15 protein-coding genes are annotated in these 18,492 nt (G+C 64.2%); 6 read left to right on the top strand and 9 right to left on the bottom strand.

What is annotated here, in order from left to right:
* Positions 1 to 10: 10 nt before the first annotated feature.
* The 4 genes from AB843_RS20460 to AB843_RS20445 form a co-directional block, all read right to left on the bottom strand.
* Complete coding sequence (locus AB843_RS20460) at positions 11 to 613, bottom strand: ABC-type transport auxiliary lipoprotein family protein (protein ID WP_048648758.1); 603 nt, start codon at positions 611 to 613, stop codon at positions 11 to 13.
* A gap of 194 nt (positions 614 to 807) precedes the next feature.
* Positions 808 to 2,181: an MlaD family protein gene (locus tag AB843_RS20455; protein ID WP_048648757.1), complete on the bottom strand. Its 1,374-nt coding sequence runs from the start codon at positions 2,179 to 2,181 to the stop codon at positions 808 to 810.
* A gap of 10 nt (positions 2,182 to 2,191) precedes the next feature.
* Positions 2,192 to 3,004 carry an ABC transporter ATP-binding protein gene (locus AB843_RS20450; RefSeq protein ID WP_048648756.1) on the bottom strand — a complete coding sequence of 271 codons (813 nt, stop codon included), beginning with the start codon at positions 3,002 to 3,004 and terminating at the stop codon, positions 2,192 to 2,194.
* A gap of 129 nt (positions 3,005 to 3,133) precedes the next feature.
* Positions 3,134 to 4,324 carry an ABC transporter permease gene (locus AB843_RS20445; RefSeq protein WP_048648755.1) on the bottom strand — a complete coding sequence of 397 codons (1,191 nt, stop codon included), beginning with the start codon at positions 4,322 to 4,324 and terminating at the stop codon, positions 3,134 to 3,136.
* A gap of 115 nt (positions 4,325 to 4,439) precedes the next feature.
* Here AB843_RS20445 and dgcA point away from each other — a divergent pair, with 115 nt between their 5' ends.
* Positions 4,440 to 5,423, top strand: a complete 984-nt coding sequence (gene dgcA, locus AB843_RS20440; protein ID WP_048648754.1) for an N-acetyl-D-Glu racemase DgcA — start codon at positions 4,440 to 4,442, stop codon at positions 5,421 to 5,423.
* 121 nt (positions 5,424 to 5,544) lie between these two features.
* Here dgcA and AB843_RS20435 read toward each other — a convergent pair whose 3' ends face one another.
* The gene (locus tag AB843_RS20435) at positions 5,545 to 6,372 is read right to left on the bottom strand and encodes a UDP-2,3-diacylglucosamine diphosphatase (RefSeq protein ID WP_048648815.1); all 828 of its coding nucleotides are present in this window, start codon (positions 6,370 to 6,372) and stop codon (positions 5,545 to 5,547) included.
* Between the two features lie 299 nt (positions 6,373 to 6,671).
* Between AB843_RS20435 and AB843_RS20430 the strand changes: the two genes are divergently transcribed.
* Both AB843_RS20430 and AB843_RS20425 read left to right on the top strand, forming a co-directional pair.
* Complete coding sequence (locus AB843_RS20430) at positions 6,672 to 8,987, top strand: NADP-dependent malic enzyme (protein ID WP_048648753.1); 2,316 nt, start codon at positions 6,672 to 6,674, stop codon at positions 8,985 to 8,987.
* A gap of 269 nt (positions 8,988 to 9,256) precedes the next feature.
* Positions 9,257 to 10,369, top strand: a complete 1,113-nt coding sequence (locus AB843_RS20425; protein ID WP_082143921.1) for a DUF2865 domain-containing protein — start codon at positions 9,257 to 9,259, stop codon at positions 10,367 to 10,369.
* Here the strand turns inward: AB843_RS20425 and gltX are convergent.
* The 3 genes from gltX to AB843_RS20410 all read right to left on the bottom strand — a co-directional run bounded on the left by gltX (position 10,287) and on the right by AB843_RS20410 (position 15,091).
* On the bottom strand, positions 10,287 to 11,660 hold the full coding sequence (gene gltX, locus AB843_RS20420; RefSeq protein ID WP_048648751.1) for a glutamate--tRNA ligase: 1,374 nt from the start codon (positions 11,658 to 11,660) through the stop codon (positions 10,287 to 10,289). The genes AB843_RS20425 and gltX overlap by 83 nt on opposite strands.
* A 71-nt stretch (positions 11,661 to 11,731) precedes the next feature.
* Positions 11,732 to 13,534, bottom strand: coding sequence for an ABC transporter ATP-binding protein (locus tag AB843_RS20415; protein ID WP_048648814.1), 1,803 nt, complete (start codon positions 13,532 to 13,534; stop codon positions 11,732 to 11,734).
* Between the two features lie 339 nt (positions 13,535 to 13,873).
* The gene (locus AB843_RS20410; protein ID WP_048648750.1) at positions 13,874 to 15,091 is read right to left on the bottom strand and encodes an MFS transporter; all 1,218 of its coding nucleotides are present in this window, start codon (positions 15,089 to 15,091) and stop codon (positions 13,874 to 13,876) included.
* Between the two features lie 164 nt (positions 15,092 to 15,255).
* Between AB843_RS20410 and AB843_RS20405 the strand changes: the two genes are divergently transcribed.
* The 3 genes from AB843_RS20405 to AB843_RS20395 are packed head-to-tail and all read left to right on the top strand — an operon-like array spanning position 15,256 to position 16,598.
* A complete protein-coding gene (locus AB843_RS20405) occupies positions 15,256 to 15,570 on the top strand; it encodes an ArsR/SmtB family transcription factor (RefSeq protein ID WP_048648749.1) in 315 nt (104 codons plus the stop codon).
* Positions 15,567 to 15,923, top strand: coding sequence for an SRPBCC family protein (locus AB843_RS20400; RefSeq protein WP_048648748.1), 357 nt, complete (start codon positions 15,567 to 15,569; stop codon positions 15,921 to 15,923). The genes AB843_RS20405 and AB843_RS20400 overlap by 4 nt, the downstream gene beginning before the upstream one ends.
* A gap of 39 nt (positions 15,924 to 15,962) precedes the next feature.
* Positions 15,963 to 16,598, top strand: a complete 636-nt coding sequence (locus AB843_RS20395; RefSeq protein WP_048648747.1) for an ATP-dependent Clp protease proteolytic subunit — start codon at positions 15,963 to 15,965, stop codon at positions 16,596 to 16,598.
* A gap of 42 nt (positions 16,599 to 16,640) precedes the next feature.
* On the opposite strand, the gene AB843_RS20390 is transcribed toward AB843_RS20395, so the two are convergent.
* Positions 16,641 to 18,326, bottom strand: coding sequence for an NAD+ synthase (locus AB843_RS20390; protein ID WP_048648746.1), 1,686 nt, complete (start codon positions 18,324 to 18,326; stop codon positions 16,641 to 16,643).
* Positions 18,327 to 18,492: the final 166 nt, after the last annotated feature.

Raw genomic sequence — 18,492 nt, 5'->3', positions numbered from 1 at the left:
ATGATGGAAATCAGATGTGCGAGCCGGTCCAATCGACCAGATCGGCAACGGCATTGGCAAAGGCCCGGTCGAGCGCCGCGGCGAAGGCCTGCCCGCCACTGCCGCTGACGGGAGAAGAACCCGTGAAGCTTTGCGAAGCGCGGACCACGCCGGTGCGGTCGTTGAGGAGGCGGACGAAAATCTCCACCTCGGCGCGATCCTGCCCGCCGACGCGGATGTCGAAGGCACGCAAATCAGCCAGCACCTGATAGTCGATCGCCAGGCCCTCGCCCGGTTTTCCGACACCGCTGAACCGGCCGGAGCGCTGATAAAGATCGGCAAGCCTCGCCTGCACGATGCGCGGCAACCGGTCTGCCCAGCGCGCCCCGCCGAGAAACTGGATCGCCCCGCTATTCGTCTTGATAACGATGTCCTGTCCGTCGAGCGCCTTGATCGCCGTCGGCTCGGTGATGAGCAATTGCGTCCGTGACGCACGGCGGCCAGCCTGCGCAACCGACGGCGTCGTCAGGTCGAACGCATCCACCGGCGGCGGCCCGCCCCCTGGCAATGCCGCGCACCCCGCCAAGGCGACGCCGAAGAGCAGCGCCGCGCAAAAACTCGCCCCCGTTCTCAACAAATGCTCCTCAAGCCGAACTCCTGGCAAGGCGGCTGGCTCTGCCCCTCAAACATCAACGAACCCTTAACGTATTTTACCGGCAAGGGGAATCTCCCGCCGGTCGCATAGGCGCGGGAAAACAAAGAGATAGAGGCAGTGTGGCCAAATCAACGCACCCCGCCGGTCTGCATCGCCGTTCCTCCGCCGCGCCCTCAGCGCCGCGCACGCCCGTCATAGCGACGAATGCTGCCTTCGCCGCCGGTGATGATGCGCTGCGGATTCTGTTCGAAATCGGTGACCGCCCCTTCGATGCGGTTGATCGAGCGCCGCGCGTCGCGCACCAGCGCCTCCACTTCGCGCAGCCCCTGGCCGGAGAAGCGCTCCAGGCCGCCGGAAATGGTGTTGACGCGGGCGCTCAGCGTCTCGGCCATCTCACGGAAGGATTTCAGCGTCGCCCGTGCTTCCGTGACGATCCCTTCGCCATCCGCCTCGCCGATCATGCCGTCGACCTTGGCCAGCACGCTGTCCAGCTTGACGGAAGCCCGGTTGAGCTGGTCGGCCAGTTGGCTCGCATCGGTGATGAACTTGTCGATGTCGTCCTTGCGCTTGTCGACCGTGTCGCTGACGTCGGCGATGCTTTTGGCCGCCCGGTTGACCGATGTGCTGGCTTCCTCGAAATTGCCGATCGCCGATTTGACCGCCGCTGGATCGACGCCGTCGAGCACGCCGTCGAGCTTGGCCAGCGTCTGGTTGGCATTGTCGGAGAAGGTACCGATCGAGCGCACCGTCTGGTCGACGCCCGCCACCACCGTGTCGATGCTCTGGCTGGCTTTCTCGAGGCGCTGCGAGAACTGCTCGAAATTGCCGACCACTGAGGCGACCTTGTCGCGATCGACGGCGGTGATCAGTTCCTCGGCTGCCTTAAGCGTGCTGTCCAACTGTCCCGAAACACCGGCGATCGTTTCCGACAGCGCGCCGACATTCGCCAGGAACGTGTCGATACCGTCGGCATTGCGCGACAGGGCTGCGGAGAACTGCTCGATATTCTTGACCGTGTCGGTCAGCGGCTGGCGGGCATCGGTGGTGAAGCCCTCAAGCTGCGAGACCACGGAATCGGCGCGCGTCAACAGGCTTTGTGCTGTCTGCAGCAAATTGGTGACCGCCGAGGGACTGGCCTCGATCTCGGCCACCGTGTCATTCTCCTCCGCCACGTCGAGCAGGTTGGGTTCGCTGGGATTGCCGCCGCGCAGCTCAATGTTCGCCTGCCCCGTCAAGCCCGCCAGGCCGACATCGGCCTTGGTCGAATGGGTGATCGGCGTCAGGCGGTCGATGTCCGCATCGGCGATGGCGACTGTCGGGTTGTTGAGATCCAGATAGACGCGCCGCACATCGCCCACCTTCACGCCATTGAACAGGACCGCGCTGCCGCGCGACAGACCCGACGCCGACCCGGGAATGCGAAAGCGCAGCAGCGCCGTCTCGCCGCGATCGCCCAGCGCCGCCGTCCAGTAGACAAAGCCGAACGCCGCCAGAAGGACCAGGACGGTGAAAAACCCGACGAGAACGTAGTTGGCTTTGGTTTCCATAATACGCTTGCTAACCTCGTATGGACCGGTCGATCTGCCGTGCCCGCTTTCCTCTAAAGTACGCTTTTACCCAGGGATCGTCGCATTCCAGCATATCGTCCACCGTGCCTTCCACCAGCACCCGCTTGCCGCCAAGCACGGCGATGCGGTCGCACGCGGTCAACAGGCTGTCCAGATCATGGGTCACCATATACACGGTCAATCCCATCGTATCGCGCAGTTTCCCCACCAGTTCGTCGAATTCGGCGGCGCCGATCGGGTCGAGACCCGAGGTCGGCTCGTCGAGGAAGACGATGTCCGGATCGAGCGCCAGGGCACGGGCAAGCGCCGCCCGCTTGATCATGCCGCCGGACAGTTCCGAGGGGAATTTGGGCGCTGCGTCGCGTGGCAGACCGACCAGTTCCAGCTTCAGATAGGCGAGTTCGTCCATGAGGGACCGCGGCAGGTCGAGATATTCGCGCATCGGCACCTGTATGTTCTCCAGCACGGTCAGCGCGGAAAACAGGGCGCCATGTTGGAACAGGACCCCTTGCCGCATGTCGATGCGCATACGCTGTTCGTCCGTCGCCTTGTCGAGATCCTGTCCGAGCAGCCGGATCGTCCCCGAACGCTTGCGCACGAGGCCGAGGATCGTCCGCAGCAAGACGGATTTTCCTGAACCGGATGCGCCGACAAAACCGAGGATCTCGCCACGATAGACATCGAGCGAAAGGTGGTCGAGAACCGTGGTCTCGCCGAAGGCGACCGACACATCGCGCACCGACAGCACCACGTCGCGCGCCGCCTCCGCCTGCAAATCCTTCCGCTCCGTCAGCAACTCCATCCGCGCCCGCCTTGGTGGTCTGACCGAAACAGATGCTACCCATCTGTTTCGAAAAGTCAGCCCACAAACTATTGGTCTGGTGGGGCGATCTTGCCCAACAGATGGGTAGCATCTGTTGGGATCGCGCCACTAGAAATCGATTGCTGCATAGAAGATCGCGAACATGCCGTCGACGACAATGACGATGAAGATCGCCTTCACCACCGAAGCAGTAACGTGATTGCCGAGCGATTCGGCGCTGCCGCCGACCTTCATGCCCTCGATCGAGGCGATGATGCCGACGATCAGCGCCATGAAAGGCGCCTTGATCAGCCCGGCGAAGATCGTCGAGAGATCGATGGAATCGCGCAGCCGGTCGATAAAGGCGGTTGGCGGAATCCCCGAATAGAGCCAGGTGATCAGCATTGCCCCGCCGAGAGCTGCGAAATTGGCGACGATGGTCAGGCAGGGCACGGCGATCATGAGAGCGACCAGGCGCGGGAAAACCAGAACGCCTACAGGATTGAGGCCGATGACCGTCAGCGCGTCGACCTCCTCGCGCATCTTCATCGAGCCGATTTCCGCCGTGATGGCGCTGCCCGAACGGCCAGCGATCATGATCGCCGTCATCAGCACACCGAGTTCGCGCAGGATCAGGATGCCGACCAGATCGACGACGAAGATTTCAGCGCCGAAATAGCGCAGCTGAAAAGCGCCCTGCTGGGCAATGATGGCCCCGACAATGGCCGACATCAGAACGATGATCGGCACCGCGCCGACGCCCATTCGGTCGATCTGGTTGACGATCGCCGCCGGATTGACCGCGTGCGCCCGGCCAAGCTTCATCTGCGCGCCGCCGATGGTCGCACCAAGGATGTTCGCACCATAGACGAGGTCGTCGCGCGCCTCATACATGGCGCGGCCGATGCGTTCGAGCAGGTTCAATATCCAGGCCCGGCGCGGACGCGTTTTGGGTTCGCCGTCCTGCGCGGCGGCGTCGCGCACGGCGGCCAGCAGGATGGTCGCCGCCTCGGATCGACCCGACACCGCTACCGCCGCGCCGCGCGCCTCATGCGCATGGATCAGCCTTTCGATCAGCCAGGCACCTGCCGTATCCAGGCTGGTGACCCCCGACAGGTCGAGCTCGATGCGCTGGACATCGCCCCGCGCCTGCAGCGCGCGCATCTGCGCATCCACATGGGCGACGGTGCGTGTGTTCCAGGCGCCGCTCAGCCGGCAAGCGATCGCCCCGCCGTCCTCGCGCACCTCGACGCGCGGTTCGCCGTTCTCTCCTGCCCGGTGCGGCGCGCCGCTTGCTTCGCCCTGTGAATTGGTCAACATGGCACCATCATTAGTGTGGAGCAGGCCCAAAGGGAACCGTTTGTCGGCTTGGTCGGCCGCCCTATAAGGCATGTTATCCTCCGATAATTGGACATGATGCAAAAGAAGGGCGGAAATGACACGCGAACTGGTCACCGAGGTCGAAAGCTTTCCCATCGCCGGTGTTTTCACCATATCGCGCGGCTCGCGCACCGAAGCGCGGGTGGTGACCTGCACGCTGCGACAGGGCGAGACCCGGGGTCACGGCGAGTGTGTTCCCTACCCACGCTATGGCGAGACGGTGGAGAGCGTCGTCGAAGAGATCGAGGCTGCGCGCCAGGACCTGGTCAACGGCATGGGCCGCGCCGATCTGTTGACGCATATGGCGGCGGGTGCTGCGCGCAATGCGATCGACTGCGCCCTGTGGGACCTGGAAGCCAAGCTGTCGGGCAATCGCGCGGCCGTCCTCGCCTGCAGCATTCCCCCGCGCCCGGTGTCCACCGCCTACACGATTTCGCTGGCGGCACCCGAGGAGATGGCCGCCCAGGCGCGCGCCCATGCCGCCCGTCCCCTGCTGAAGGTCAAGCTGGGCAGCGACAACGACGTGGCGCGCATCCACGCCGTGGCCGGCGCGGCCCCTGAAAGCCGCCTCATTCTCGACGCCAATGAAGGATGGACCGAGCAGAACATCCGCGAAAACATGCTTGCGGCCGCCGAGTTTCACGTCGCCCTGATCGAGCAGCCGCTGCCGGCCGGCAAGGACGAAATCCTGCGCACGATCCCGCACCCCGTGCCCATCTGCGCCGATGAAAGCCTGCATACGGCCGACAATCTGGCTGAGATCGCCGGCCTCTATGATTTCGTCAACATCAAGCTCGACAAGACCGGCGGCCTCACCGCGGCCCTCGAATTGCGCGACCGGGCACGCGACATGGGTTTCGGCGTGATGGTCGGCTGCATGGTCGGCACGTCGCTGGCCATGGCGCCGGCGGTCCTGCTGGCGCAAGGCGCCGACTTCGTCGATCTCGACGGGCCGCTGCTTCTGGCCCGCGACCGGCCGCACGGCCTCAGCTATTCCGGCTCGCTGGTCTCGCCGCCCCACCCGCAGCTTTGGGGCTGACGGACCTACAGCATCGGCCCGAAAATCGGAACCGATTTTCGGAAAGCACGATGTGTGGATTTAGAGAATTGGAGCGTCCTTTGTGCGCCCGAATGGACGCACGGCGCTCTAATCGTGTTTCTCAAGCGGCTTCTTCCCGTTCGCGCTGGAAAGCGGCGACCAGGCGCGGCTTGGCTTCCGCCACCACCGGTTCGGCATTCAGGACCTGCGCCCAGGTGATGATCTCGAACGTTCCGTCGAAATTCTCCGCCAGCGCCGTGCAGCTCTCGACCCAATCGCCGGTGTTCATGTAACTGACGCCGCGGATGTCCTCGATCGCCGCGTGATGGATGTGGCCGCAGATCACCCCGTCGACCTCGGCGCGCTGTGCCTCCTGCGCCAGCACGTCCTGGAACGAGCTGATGAACTTGACGGCTTTCTTCACCTTGATCTTGGCCCAGGAGGAGAACGACCAGTAGGGCCGGCCGAACAGGCGTCGCACGCGGGCGATCACCCGGTTGACGACGATGGCGAAGTCATAGGCCTTGTCGCCGAGATAGGCGAGCCAGCGCACATTGTGCACCACCTGGTCGAACTGGTCGCCATGAATGACGAGGAATGTGCGCCCGTCGGCCGCCTGATGGATGGCCCGGTCGGCGACCACGATGCCGCCGAAATGCACCCCCTGGAAAGCGCGCAGAAATTCATCGTGATTGCCGGCGATATAGACGATCTCGGCACCCTTGCGCGCCTTGCGCAGCAATTTCTGCACCACGTCGTTGTGGCTTTCCGGCCAGTGCCAGGAACGCCGCAGCCGCCAGCCGTCGACGATATCGCCGACCAGATAGATTTTCTCCGCATCGTGATGGCGCAGAAAGTCGATCAGGAACTCCGCCTTGGCCGGTTTTGATCCAAGGTGGATGTCGGAGATGAAGAGTGCCCGAAAGCTGCGGTGTCCGGCGCCGTCCATGATCACGTCCAAGCCTGCCTAAATCGCGCACTCTATGGCCCGATTCATGTCACAGCCGTGTGACGGCCCGCCTCACGATGAGGCAAAGCCGGGCATTGGCGGACCGGCGCGGCGTGACGGCCCGAAATTTCCGAGCGGAATGACGCAACCGGCCATTCCGTGCTGGAAAAAGGCCCTGCGAAAGCCTAATCACTACCCCCTGACCGCCCAGATGGTGCGATCCTGACAGATGATGCCCATCCGTTTCGATCAGACCACCAGGGCGGCCGCCGAGTAGCCATGATGGGGGAGCCGTTCGCATGCCGTCGAAGCCCAAGAAGCCCGCGAAATCCGAGTTCGACGAGGCCGCGTTGTATTTCCACAGCCACCCCACGCCCGGAAAGCTCGAGATTCAGGCCACCAAGCCACTCGGCAACCAGCGCGATCTGGCGCTTGCCTATTCGCCCGGCGTCGCCGTCCCCTGCATGGCGATCCACGAGGACCCGAGCCGCGCTGCCGACTACACGGCGCGCGCCAATCTCGTCGCCGTCATCTCCAACGGTTCGGCGGTGCTCGGCCTGGGAAACATAGGCCCGCTCGCCTCGAAACCGGTGATGGAGGGCAAGGCGGTCCTGTTCAAGAAATTCGCCGGCATCGACGTCTTCGACATCGAGATCGACGCGCCGGAAATCGACCGCATGGTCGAGACCGTGGCCGCGCTCGAGCCGACCTTCGGCGGCATCAACCTCGAGGACATCAAGGCGCCGGAATGTTTCGAGGTCGAGGAGCGGCTGAAGGCGCGCATGGGCATCCCCGTCTTCCACGACGACCAGCACGGCACCGCCATCATCGTCGCCGCCGCCACGCTCAACGCGCTGGAACTCGCCGGCAAGAACATCGCCAACGTCAAGATCGTCTCCTCCGGCGCTGGCGCTGCCGCCCTCGCCTGTCTCAACCTGCTGGTCTCGCTCGGCGCGAAGGCGGAAAACATCTGGCTCACAGACCGTCATGGCGTCGTCTACGAAGGCCGCAAGGAAGAGATGGATCGCTGGAAGGGTCCCTATGTAAAGTCGACGAAGGCGCGCAAGCTGGCCGAGGTCATCGGCGGAGCGGATGTCTTTCTCGGCCTGTCGGCGGCTGGTGTGCTAAAGCCGGAAATGCTGGCTGGCATGGCTGAGAAGCCGCTCATCCTGGCCTTGGCGAACCCGGTGCCGGAAATCATGCCCGACATGGCCCGGGAAGCCCGACCGGACGCGATGATCTGCACGGGACGTTCGGATTTCCCCAATCAGGTCAACAACGTCCTGTGCTTTCCCTACATCTTCCGCGGCGCGCTCGACGTCAACGCGACCGCGATCAACGAGGAGATGAAGCGCGCCGCCGTCAAGGCGATCGCGGCCCTTGCCCGCGAGGAACCGTCGGACGTTGCCGCCCGCGCCTATTCCGGCGAGACGCCGATCTTCGGGCCCGATTTCCTGATCCCCTCGCCCTTCGACCCCAGATTGATCCTGCGCATCGCGCCGGCCGTCGCCAAAGCCGCCATGGACAGTGGCGTCGCCGCTCGCCCGATCGCCGATATGGACCAGTATCTCGATCGATTGAACCGCTTCATCTTCCGCTCCGGCCTGGTCATGAAACCGGTGTTTTCCGCAGCCAAGGGCGCCGGGCGCAAACGCGTCATCTATGCCGACGGCGAGGACGAGCGCGTGCTGCGCGCCGCCCAGGTGGTGATCGAGGAAGGCATAGCCGAGCCGATCATCATCGGCCGCCCGCATGTCGTCGAAACACGGCTCAAGCGCTACGGGTTGCGCATCCGGCCGGGCGAGGATTTTGCCATCATCAATCCGGAGGACGATCCGCGCTACCGCCACTATGTCGATCTCCTGGTGCAGCTTGCCGGACGCCGCGGCGTCACGCCGGAGGCGGCCCGCACGCTGGTGCGCACCAACACCACGGTCATCGCCGCCATCGCCATGATGCGCGACGAGGCGGACGCCATGATCTGCGGCCTGGAGGGCCGTTTCGAACGGCACCTGCGCTATGTCGACATGATCATCGGCCGGCGCGAAGGGGTCGGCGACCTGTCGGCGCTTTCCATGCTGATCTCGCAGCAGGGCGTGATCTATCTCACCGACACCTATGTCAGCATCTGCCCGTCCGCCACGGAAATCGCCGAAATGACGGTGCTCGCCGCCGAGGAAATCCGCCGCTTCGGCATCGAGCCGAAGGCAGCGCTGCTGTCGCATTCGAATTTCGGCTCGCGCGATTCCGAAAGCGCGCTGAAAATGCGCGAGGCGGCCGACATCCTCAAGCGCATTGCGCCGGACCTGGTCTCGGATGGCGAGATGCACGGCGATTCGGCGCTCTCCGAAGCCTTGCGTCAGCGCGTCTACCCGCAGGCGCGCCTGGCAGGCGAAGCCAATCTTCTGGTGTTTCCCAATCTCGATGCGGCGAACATCACCTTGACGACGCTGAAAACCATGACGGAGGCCTTGCATGTCGGTCCGATCCTGCTGGGAACCGCCATGCCGGCACACATCCTGACACCGTCCGTGACCTCGCGCGGCGTCGTCAACATGACGGCGCTGGCCGCTGTCGAGGCGTTGCAGAAAAGCAAGGCGACCGCCCCCGCCTGACCCGGCTCGGCACAAAGCGGCCGCCGGTTTCCGTGAGGAGCAAGCGGCCGCACTTGCATTGAGTCGATGAGCTGCATCAGCAGTTTCCTTCGCCGCGAAACAATCGCACCCGGCCCGGGAAATTTACCATACTTTTCTAACCACGATTTAACCTGCACGCCTTAGGGTGGAAATTCAATTCGCGATATGGTTGAATTGACGCTTGGCATTTCTATCGAAGATTTTATCGACGTGCCGTCTTTAGCGGGATCGCGCGTTCTGGGGGCAATATGGGTACGGGCGGCGGAACGGTCTTTCGTGCATTGTGTCTGGTTCTCGGTTTGAGCGCCGGGCTGGTCGTCTCGGCCGACGAAGCCTTTGGCCAGTCCAGCGTCTGCCGCAATCTCGCCGCCGAGCTCAAGGTTGCGACAGGTCGGGGTTCGAATTCCCAGGCCCGAAAGTTGCAGAACGCCATTGCCAAGCAGAATGCCCAGCTTGGCAAGGTCCGCGCGCAGATCCGGCAGGCGCAGTGCGGCTTCGGCATTTTCGGCAACAACATCGCGCAGTGCGCCACGCTCAGAAAATCAGCGTCGAGCATGGAGAACAATATCTGGAAGCTGCAGATGCAATTGGATGGGCAGGGCCGCTCAAGCGCAGGCCGCGATCGCGCCCGCATCCTGGCCTCGATGCGCGCCAACCGCTGCAACGACGAGCCCGCCGTTAAGGCTGTCTCGGCACCGGCCAAGGCCAGAGCAGCGCGTCAGGCGCGAGAAGCCGACAAGCCCCTGCGGCGCTCCGGCAACGTCTACCAGACCATGTGCGTGCGCACATGCGATGGATATTATTTTCCGATCTCCTTCTCCGTGTCGAAGGACATGTTCGGCCGCGACGAGAAAACCTGCCAGGCACGCTGTCCAGGCGCCGAGGTCGCGCTTTACGCCCATGACGTGCTGAATGAGGAATCGGAGGACATGGTGTCCGTTGCGAGCGGTACGCCCTATCGCGACCTGCCGAAGGCGTTCAGCTACCGGCGCGATGGCGTCAGCAAGAAAGTCTGCGGATGCCAGCCGACCAGGAATTTTTCGGTGATCGCCGGAGAACCGCCGGCCGCCGGAAGCCCGGCAATCGGCGGTTCAGCCGCACCCGTGACGGAAGAGGCAACGGCTTCCGTCGGCGATACAGACAGCGGAAGCTTCTACAGGCCGACCCCACGTCCCGATCCCGAGATGCTGGCCAAGGCGATCGACGTAAACGCCGAAACGCTCAAAGCGGAACCGGAAGCCGTGCCGGCGCCCTCTGTGCCGAGCGAGCCACGCCGCGTCAGGATTGTCGGGCCAGAGTTTCTTCCCGACCCAGAAGAGGCAATAGACCTGCGAGCTCCGGTCCAGAATCGCGTCCAGTAAGCGCGAGCCGGAGCGGCATGAACAGCGCCCGCCCCTTGCGGCCCGTGGCGGCCTTCACCGCATCGGTCCACACGCGCCATGTCTCGCCGTCCCAGGGTTCGGGTGGCAGATGCCGCATCGCTTCGCTGACGAATTCCTGGTCCTCAGGTGAAACCCTGCCTTCCGGATCGGGCCCGTCCATGACGATCCGCCACCAGGCGGCGGCGTCTTCCAGCCGATCGAGATTGCCGCGCACCGCCAGCCAGAATGCCTCTGCCTTGTCGCCGGCGATGCCAAGCCCGGCCAATCGCTCGGCGACTTCTGAAAACGGCATTGCCTGGATCAGGTGACGGCTGAGCGCGGCCAGTTCGGCCGGATCGAATTTTGCCGCAGATTTGGAGGTGGCCGTCGGCTCGAAGCGGTCGGCGAGATCCGGCATCGTCGCCACCGGCGAAACGTTCTCCGAAGTGCCGATCAGCACGGCCAGCGAGGCAACTGCCATCGGCTCGATGCCGTCGTCGCGCAGGCTGGCGATGGACAGCGCGCCCGTCCGCTTGGAGAGCCCCTCGCCGGAAACCGTGGTCAGCAGATTGTGGTGGCCGAAGGCCGGTGGCTCGGCGCCCAGCGCCCTGAACAGCGAGATCTGCGCGCCGGTGTTGGTGACATGGTCGTCACCGCGAATGACATGGCTGACACCGAGGTCGATGTCGTCCACCACCGAGGGCAGCGTATAGAGATAGGTGCCGTCGGCGCGGATCAGCACCGGGTCCGACATCGACGCCAGGTCGACGGTCTGCGGTCCGCGCACCACATCGTCCCAATGCACCTCCGTGCGCTGCGGCTCGAATGGCGTCTCGGCGAAGTTGGGCAGCAGGAAGCGCCAATGCGGCTTTCGGCCCTCGGCTTCGAAAGCTGCCTTTTCCTCGTCCGAAAGCTTCAGCGCCTCCCGCCCATAGACCGGTGGCAGGCGGCGCGTCAGGCGGATCTTGCGCCGCCGCTCCAGTTCCTCCGGCGTCTCGTAGCACGCATACAGCAGCCCGGCCGCCCTCAGCGTCTGGGCCGCCGCGTCGTATTTGCCGAAGCGCGCCGACTGCGAAACCGTGTCGTCGGGCCGGATGCCGAGCCAGGTCAGGTCGCGCGCGATGCCTTCCGCATAGGCGGTTTTCGAGCGCTCCCTGTCCGTATCGTCAAAACGCAGGATGAAGCGGCCGCCATGCTTTTTCGCATAAAGCCAGTTGAACAGCGCGGTGCGCGCATTGCCGATATGGATGTGGCCGGTCGGGGACGGCGCGAAACGAACGGTGACTGTCATGATTGCGGCGTAGCCGAAGCCCTTCTCCTTGGCAAGGCGGGCCGCCAGATTGACGGCCCGCCCATTTCACATCAGACGAAACCCTTCGTCAGTTCAAGCGCCTGCCGCTCGAAAAGCCGGCGGTAGATGCCACCCTCGAGCCGGATCAGCGCCGCATGGTCGCCCTCCTCGACAATCTGCCCCTTGTCGAACACCAGGAGCCGGTCGAGCGCCCGCACCGTCGACAGGCGATGGGCGATCACCAGCGTCGTGCGGCCGACCATCAGCCGCTCCATCGCCTGCTGTATCAGCACCTCCGATTCCGAATCGAGGCTCGATGTGGCCTCGTCGAGGATCAGGATCGGCGCATCGGCGAGGAACGCCCGGGCGATGGCCACACGCTGGCGCTCGCCGCCCGACAATTTTACGCCGCGCTCGCCGACCAGCGTGCCATAACCCTTCGGCAGCCGGCGGATGAAATCGTCGGCGCTGGCCAGGCTGGCCGCGTGCTCGATCTCCGCCTGGCTGGCGCCCGGCCGGGCATAGGCGATGTTTTCGGCCAGCGACCGGTGAAACAGAATCGGCTCCTGCTGAACGATGGCGATCTGCGAGCGCAGCGAAGCCTGCGCGACATCGGCAATGTTCTGCCCGTCGATCAGGATTTGCCCGTCCGTCAGGTCGTAGAGCCGCTGGATCAGCTTGACGAAGGTCGTCTTGCCGGAACCGGAATGGCCCACCAATCCGACCCGTTGGCCGGCCGGGATCGACACCGGAAAATCCTTGTACAACGGCTCGTCGTGCCCGCCATAGTGGAAGGTGACGTTTTCGAAGTCGATCCGCCCCGCGCCGATCGTGGCCGGTTTTGCACCCGGCTTGTCCTCGACGCCGACGGGCTCTGCCTGGATGTCGACCAGCTCTTCCATCTCGTTGACCGAACGCTGCACATTGCGCACATGCATGCCGACATCGCGAAGATAGCCCTGCAGGACGAAGAACGCGGTCAGCACGAAGGTGATGTCGCCGGCGCTCGCCTGGCCGCGCGTCCACAAGAGCACCGCAAAACCGATCACCGCCGCCCGCAGGACGAGCAGCGTCACGCCCTGCCCGGTGCCGTTATAGGTGCCGCGCATCCAGGCGCGCCGCGTGCGGCCGCTCCATTTGGCCGTGACGCCCGCCAACCGCCCGTCCTCGCGCGCCTCGGCGCCAAACGCCTTGACCACCGAATTGCACGAGATGGCGTCGGCCAGCGCGCCGCCCAGCCGCGTGTCCCAGCCATTGGCGAGACTGGCCGCCGGCGCCACGTAGAACAGCGACAGGGCGACGGTCATCACCACATAGATGACCGTGCCGGTGGCGATGATGACGCCCATCATCGGCCAGTACCAGCCAAGCAGGATGGTCGAGCCGATCAGCATCACCGCCGAGGGCAACAGCGCCACCAGGATCGTGTCGTTCAAAAGGTCCAGCGCCCACATGCCGCGCGTCACCTTGCGCACGGTCGAGCCGGCGAAGCTGTTGGCGTGCCACTCGGTCGAAAAGCGCTGCACATGGGCGAACGCGTCGGCGGCGATGTCGACCATCATCTTCATGGTCAGGTCGATGATGCCGACAAAGGCGAAATGCCGTGCGACGATGGCGCTGGCGGACAGGCCGAGCAGCATGAAGAACGCCGAAAGCGCCGCATTCCAGGCCACCTCGTCGCTCGCCACGCCACTGGCCACCGCATCCACCAGGCGGCCCGAATAGAGTGGCGTCAGGACGTCGGCCATGGTGGCGACGAGGACCAGCAGGATGATGAAGCTCAGCCGCACGGGCTGGCGGCGCCAGTGCTGGAAGGTGAAACCGAACACGCTGCGAAAAGCATTGCCCTTGAGGGCCTTGCGCAAAAGAAACATGATGCATTCCGGAAGCGGCATGCTTCCGGTCCCGAAAAAAGGATTACGGGTGCTGGCGCGAAAAATGGAACGGATTGTCGAGAGGATTGCGCCGGCAATCGGAACGGCATCCAGCCGCTGCGAAGCGGGTTGGAGCCACACGCAGTCGCGCGATGAACCGCCGGCTTTGGAGGCCGCAATGGCGGCCGCAGCAAGTCAGTCGGTCAGCGGGCGCTGCCTTGGATGGAATTGGCGAAAGCTGGCATTCAGACCTCCCGAGAGAGCGAAAACAAGAGCGCGTTTATAACGAACCGGATTTGCTTCGCCAACCCCTTCAACCGCAAAATTTTCAACCGCCGTTCACGCCGCCTGCAGGCGCACGGCCAAGCGCCTTGAAACGAACAGCAGCACGGCGCTGGCCAGCAGGCAATAGGCCCCCATCAGGCCGATCTGCAGCGGGTAGCTGACACCGCGGTCGATGAGGAACCCCGTCAGGCCCGGCCCCATCGCCGTGGCGAACACCATGATCGCCACCGTCAGGGCGCGGATCGAGCCCAGATGCCTGGTCCCGTACACTTCCGGCCATAGCGAGCCGAACAGGGTCGACGAAAAGCCGTAGGAAACGCCCATCAGCCCCATGAAGGCGAAGGCGCTCCACTGCGCCTCGAAGCCGGCCAGCACCAGACAGGCCGCCGCCAGCGGGATCAGAAAGCCGGGAAGCAGCGCGACGGCGGAGAAGCGGTCGATGAGCTGGCCGGCGACCAGCGCAAAGATCACCGTCATCGACGCCATGAAGGTGAATGACGAGGCGAACACCTCCAGCGACCAGCCGCGCAGATCGACCAGGTAGATCTGGTGGAAGAACACCGTGGTGCCGATGAAACCGGGCGCCATCACGCCCATCAGCGTCAGATAAAACGCCGGGTCGCGCACCACCTCGCCGCGCGTCCAGTCGCGCGCCTTGCTCGACCGCGGCGCCGGATCGCTGGCGCGCGGCGCGCGCTCGACGGCCATCAGGCCGCTGATCACCGGCAGCGCCACGACGAGCAGCAACGCGGCGGCGATCAGCCAGCTGTTGCGCCAGCCGACCGCGCCGGCGACCGCGACGAAAGCCAGCGGCAACAGCGCCTCGCCGGCATTGTGCCCCAATGTGGCGATTGACACGGCGCGCCCGCGTTGCGCGGAAAACCAGCGCCCCATCGCCGTCAGCGAATTGTGCGTCATCATCCCCTGCCCGAACAGGCGCAGCAGATAGATGGTCACCACCAGGAGGATGATCGAATGGGACAGCGCCATCGACACCGCCGCCAGCGCCAGCATCGGCACGATGATGCAGGTGACGGTGCGCGCCGAATAGCGATCGACGATCTGCCCGAGCCGCGGCAGGGTGAAGGCGCTGGCCAGCGTCGCCAGCATGTAGAGCGTGCCGAACGCGCCGTGCGACAGGCCGTATTCGGCGCGGATGTCGCCTGCCGACAGCGAGATGAAGAAGGTCTGGCCGAACGACGAGAACAGCGTCAGCAGAAAACCGCCGGCAAGCCAGCGCGCATTCTCGCGAAGGAAAGACAGGAACGACATCGCCAAGCGTCCATCATGCTGTGAAAGCCGCCTGGAATTGCAGGCGAAAGACTACGTCCACCCATCGTAGCCATCGGCCGAAGCGGCGCAATGGCCGCAGCGGCGCCATCTCCTGCTCCAGCGCTTGCTTGCGCGACAGATAAGTCTGTGCTTATCTATTGTGCATGAACGAAACGGATATTTTTCGCGCGCTCGCCGACCCCACGCGGCGCCTCCTTCTCGAACGGCTGAGCGCAGGCGCGCGCAACGCGACCGAATTGCGCGAGGGACTGGCGGTTTCGCAGCCGGCGATCTCGCAGCATATTGCGGTCCTGCGCGGCGTCGGCCTGATCGCCGAGCAGAAGACCGGCCGTCACGTGACATACCGGGTCGATCCGGACGGCATGCGGCCGCTGGTCGACTGGCTGACACGCTATCGCGCCTTCTGGCCCAGCCGGGTCGACAAGCTGAAAACGCTGCTCAAGGAGATGGACCAATGACGCCCGCCGACGAGCAAAAAGAGAGCGAAACCATCGTCGTGGAATGCGTGTTGGAAGCGCCACTGGAGAAGGTCTGGCGCGCGCTGACCGTTCCGGAACTGGCCGCCGCATGGCTGGATGCACCGGGCGGCGATGCGCCCGACGCAAGCTATGAGGTGCTCGACGCCCTGCCCTTTTCGCGGGTGCGCTATGCCTGGCACGATGCCGGGGCAAACGAGCCCGACACGCTGGTGACGGTCGAATTGTCGCCGCAACCCGACGGCGGCACCTGGTTTCGCCTGACGCACAGCGCCGAAAAGGTGCCGCGCCCCGCCGCCAATTTCAACGGCCCGCCTTTGGCGCGCGCCGCCTAGCCAGACAACATCACCATCTTTGAACAGGAGATTTCGCCCATGCGCGACACGATGGCGCTCATCCCCATGGTCGTCGAGCAATCGCCGAGAGGCGAACGCTCGTTCGACATTTTTTCCAGGCTGTTGCGCGAACGGATCATCTTCCTCAACGGCGAGGTGAACGACGAGTCCGCCGCGCTGATCTGCGCCCAGCTGCTGTTCCTCGAATCGGAAAACCCCGACAGGGAGATTTCCTTCTACATCAACTCGCCCGGCGGCGTGGTATCGAGTGGCTTTGCCGTCTACGACACGATGCATTTCATCAAATGCCCGGTGGCGACCGTCTGCATGGGCACGGCCGGTTCGATGGGCTCGTTCCTGCTGATGGCGGGTGCGCCGGGCCGGCGGGCGTCCCTCGCCAATTCGAGCATCGTCCTGCACCAGCCATCGGGTGGTTTTCGCGGCCAGGCATCGGACATCGAGCGGCATGCGGAGGACATCGTCAAGGTCAAGCGCCGCATGATCAGGCTTTATGCCGAGCATTGCGGACGCACCGAGGAAGACGTCGAACGAACGCTCGACCGCGACTATTTCATGACCGCGCAGGAAGCGCGCGACTGGGGCCTGGTCGATCACGTCTATTCCAACCGGGCCGAACTCGAGGAACGAAACAGGAAGAAACCCGCCGAGGACTAAAGCCGCCCCGTGAAGCGCGGAAAAATCTGCTAAATCAGCAGTTTATGTCCGATCCCGGAATCTGTTTGTGATCGGATAACGCCGGTCACGGCCAAAATTCTTGCGCGTGATCTTCACGCCTGGCGCGGCCTGCCGGCGCTTGTATTCGGCGATGTAGAGCAGATGCTCGATCCGGTGCACGGTCTCGCGGTCGTGGCCGCGCGCGACAATGGCGTCGACGCCCATCTCGCCCTCGACCAGGCATTCCAGGATGTCGTCGAGCACCGGATAGGGCGGCAGCGAATCCTGGTCGGTCTGGTCGGGGCGCAATTCGGCAGACGGCGCCTTGTCGATGATGTTTTGCGGGATCACCGCGCCCGATGGGCCAAGCGCGCTGGGCGGCACGGTGGTGTTTCTCCAGGCCGACAGCGCGTAGACCTGCATCTTGTAGACATCCTTGATTGGATTGAAGCCGCCATTCATGTCGCCATAGAGCGTCGCGTAGCCGACCGACATCTCCGACTTGTTGCCGGTGGTGACCACCATCGAGCCGAACTTGTTGGAGACCGCCATCAGGATGGTGCCGCGCGTGCGGCTTTGCAGGTTTTCCTCGGTCACACCTTCCTTCGTGCCCTCGAAAAGCTGTGTCAGCGCATGCGAGAACCCTTCAACCGGCTCGGAGATCGGCACGATGTCGTAGCGGCAGCCGAGCGCCCGCGCGCAGGCCTCGGCGTCCTGCAGCGAATCCTTCGACGTGTAGCGATACGGCATCATGATGCAGCGCACCCGCTCCTCGCCCAGCGCATCGACGGCGAGGGCTGCGCAGATCGCCGAATCGATGCCGCCCGAAAGGCCGAGCACGACATTCTTGAAGCCGTTCTTGTTCACATAATCGCGCAGGCCAAGCAGGCAGGCCCGGTAATCGGCCTCTTCCTTCTCGGGAATCTTCGACATCGGCCCGTCATCGCAGCGCCAGCCCTCGCCATCCCGTTTCCAGGTGGAAACCGACACGGATTCCTCGAACTGGCTCATCTGGAAGGCCAGCGACTTGTCGGCCGAGATCGCAAAAGACGCGCCGTCGAACACCAGTTCGTCCTGCCCGCCGAGCTGGTTGGCATACAACATCGGCAGACCGCTCTCGATCACCTGGGCGATCACCACCTGGTGGCGCACGTCCACCTTGCCGCGATAATAGGGCGAGCCGTTTGGCACGAGCAGGATTTCCGCGCCGGATTCAGCCAGCGTCTCGCAGACGCCAAGCTCGCCCCAAATGTCCTCGCAGATCGGAATGCCAAGCCGCACGCCGCGAAAATTCACCGGACCGGGCATATCCGGTCCCGGCTGGAACACGCGTTTCTCGTCGAACTCGCCGTAATTCGGCAGGTCGAGCTTGAAGCGTTCAGCGACGATCTTGCCGCCGTCCATCACCATGACGGCGTTATGCAGCCCGCTGTCGCGGCGCAGCGGCGTACCGATGATGATGCCGGGTCCGCCATCCTTCGTATCGGCGGCCAGATCGGCCATGGCGCCCTCGCAGGCCTCGAGGAAGGCCGGTTTCAGCACCAGATCCTCGGGCGGATAGCCGGCGATGAACAATTCGGTGAACAGGATGAGATCGGCGCCTTGCCTGGCGGCATCGGCCCGTGCCTCGCGCGCCTTGGCCAGATTGCCGGCCACGTCGCCGACCACCGGATTGAGCTGGGCGGTGGCAATGCGCAGGATGTCGGGGGCGTGTGATTTGCGGGCCATGGCGTTCCTGTTCCTATAGCATTTTGCAGTCAGGTGACTTCACCTGGCGCCCGCACAAATGCGGAAAACAAGCAGATAGAGCGGAGCGGCGTTTCCGTGAAACGATGAACCGATCCAGGCTGCTGACCCGTTGCGTTTAGCCCGCGCACGGGCGGCTTGCAACATG

Origin of the sequence: Nitratireductor soli, assembly GCF_001050155.1 — a bacterium.
Classification (GTDB): domain Bacteria; phylum Pseudomonadota; class Alphaproteobacteria; order Rhizobiales; family Rhizobiaceae; genus Nitratireductor; species Nitratireductor soli.
The sequence above is the reverse complement of the archived record's forward strand: the minus strand, read 5'-3'. Positions and strand labels throughout refer to the sequence as shown.